Annotated in this window: 2 protein-coding genes; both read right to left on the bottom strand. The window is 49.4% G+C overall.

All coding sequences use genetic code 11. The features are described from left to right. Positions 1–1,779, bottom strand: a 1,779-nt coding sequence (locus tag WCO51_12290; protein MEI6514032.1) for a zinc ribbon domain-containing protein, incomplete at its 3' end; no start/stop codon positions are given. Positions 1,780–2,195: 416 nt separating this feature from the next. Then, positions 2,196–2,557, bottom strand: a 362-nt coding sequence (locus tag WCO51_12285; GenBank protein MEI6514031.1) for an ATP-dependent DNA helicase, incomplete at its 5' end; no start/stop codon positions are given.

Here is a 2,557-nt window from a genome sequence, read left to right as displayed (position 1 = left end):
ACCAAGACCCCTCTCGTAACATGCGCCAAGGCGACACTGCCCTTCCGGCAGATCTTTTTCAGCAGCCTTGCGGTACCACTGTACTGCCTCCTCAGTATTCGCGCTATGTTCTGTGATATTACCAAGCTGGACCATCGCTTCAACATTGCCAAGGCCTGCGGCTGTGCGGAAATATGTTTCAGCCTCGATGAGGTTCGTGACTCCGCCTTCTCCAGTTTTACAACGCATTCCTTGCTGATAAATCTTTTTGGCCTTTTGCTGAATCACCGCGCGATACGTAAATGAAACAGCAGCGATGACTGCAAAAACAATGAACCCCCATAGGACTATTTTTCTGATGAGTATTTTCTGCTGGGTTTGTTTTTCTTTCACTAAAAGTTCGAGCGCAGAGATTGGCCCCGTATGATTCAAAGAAGAAGTGCTTACGGTAATTGTGGAATCACCGACCTTTTCGCGAAGGAGTTTGCATTTCTCGAGCACCTGTTCGTAGTTGCATGAACTAAGTTCGGATATAAAGCGGCAAATCTCGCGCCCGGAAGATGTCGATTTGAGCGCCTTTGACGCTTCCTGGTCTGTATTTCGTATGGCCAATATTTCGCGAGCTATTGATTCGGCCTGGTCCCATTGTTTTGCGGATTGAGTTTCCGTTGCCTTCTTTACCGACGCTGCTAAAGAAGAATGCAACTTTGCGATTTTTGCTTGCTCTGCGCTTTTTTGCTGCGCTTCTTCAATGGTCTTGCATTCAGCAACCCCTTTCATCGCTCTATCAAGAACTTCATTTGCGCTTAGGGTTTCTGGATTGCATGAAATTATTAACCGCGCTAGGTCTGCAACCTGTGCCCAGGAAGCAAACAACTGAGTCTGTTCAGCGGACAATAGATTCTTTTCTAACTCTAATTCCATCGCTGAGAAGATATTTCTGACAAGTGCACAACGCTTGTCCGCGAGCGCTTTCTCGCATCTCTGAGCAACTTCTGGGGCTTTATACTTCCTGATTATGGAAACGACATTTCTCCAGTCTTTGGCGTCGAACCGCTTCGACAGTTCGTCTATTTCATCCTTTGCTGCTTGATGCCGAGCATGATCGAGCCCGCAATGCTGACAAAAGACATTTGGCGAATCATTCAATGACCCACATTCTGAACAAGCCCACTGCATTGGTTTGCCGCAAGCACCGCAAAACTTAACTCCTGCGCGGTTGTTCTTGCCGCAAGCACACGGCACATACGCGATATCCGAGATAGGTATTGCGGTTGCATCAGAAGTAGAAGATTCCGATGGCGGCCGAGAAGCGCGACCACTATCAGCCGACTTGGTATTATTTGATGGTAAGGAGGGTGGCCGCACATTGTTTGGCGTTTGTGGCGTTACCAGAATGTCGGGTGAAATTCCGAACCAAGTCCGACGGCGATAGAAGTACACGACGTTAGGCAGCGTCCAAGCCAAAAACCCGATGATAAGCAGTGCAACAGTTACTCCCTGATTCCCTGCATTCCCTGGAATCCGGCTAATAGCCGCACCAATTGGCGTAAGCACTAACATAACCAGCATTAAATACCACGCCCATGACTTGAACTGCTTCAATCCAAAGAACAGCGCAGCCGAGAGACCCAAACTGACTAGGGCTGACAGCACTTGCCCTCCGACATATCCCTGAGGAAGTGAGTCCGCATTGCCGATGAGCATGAGGATTCTGATTACCGACATAATCGCGCCAAATGGGAGCAAAATGTTATTTGTGAACTTGAGCCAGTCTTTGCCGAGCGTTTTCGTTTCCATACTTGTCACCCTCCACCATACATGCTTGATGCAAAACGTTTTTACGTTGTTTCAGCACTTTACTGCCCAAACCCTGCCTGCGCAAGTCGTTGCTTTTCGGACTTCTAGTGAATACCGGCCCGTCCGGCAATGATTGGCGGCCTGCGGTAGACAGGACAACAAAATGATGGCTATGATCTTCATCTGGGCGGCCGATTGCAGAGGATCTAGTTGGAAGCGAACATCACCGATAAAGATCAGGTTCCTCGTTTTACGATTACAGAAAACCGCTTTACGATTACTTGACGATTCTGCGTGATGCCAGCTCGTATCGGGTCGATCCGTCTTCGCCCTTCTTTTTGGCTACCGGGCGTGGTGCGTGTTTGCCGGGAAATCGGTAGATTACAAAAAAATATCGGTAGATTATCGGTAGATTATTAAGGTTCAGTTCGGGTGATGTAGCGAGTGCTCCGCCCTTTCCCCTTCTGCTCCAGGACACCCAACTTGACCAATTCAAGAAGATCGCGCCGAATCGTGTCGTAGGCAACAAGGAGTTGCTTGCGGCACCAGCCACTTGTTACGGCACCATTCACCAAAGCATGGGTAACAATTGCCTTCTGCCGTTTATTCATTTGCTGTTCGATAGAGGGCGGAACGAGCGATCCAGCGACCTTCGCTGGCGTGCGCAGCCGGTCGATGTTGACACCTGGACCAAGCAGGATTACCTGAAAGTAGCCATCCTGGACGTCAAGTTGTGGAACGTCAAGGCCGTGATCCAGCATGGCTGCCTTCATCCGGG

This window comes from bacterium (assembly GCA_037131655.1).
Taxonomy (GTDB): Bacteria; Armatimonadota; Fimbriimonadia; order Fimbriimonadales; family JBAXQP01; genus JBAXQP01.
The sequence above is the reverse complement of the archived record's forward strand: the minus strand, read 5'-3'. Positions and strand labels throughout refer to the sequence as shown.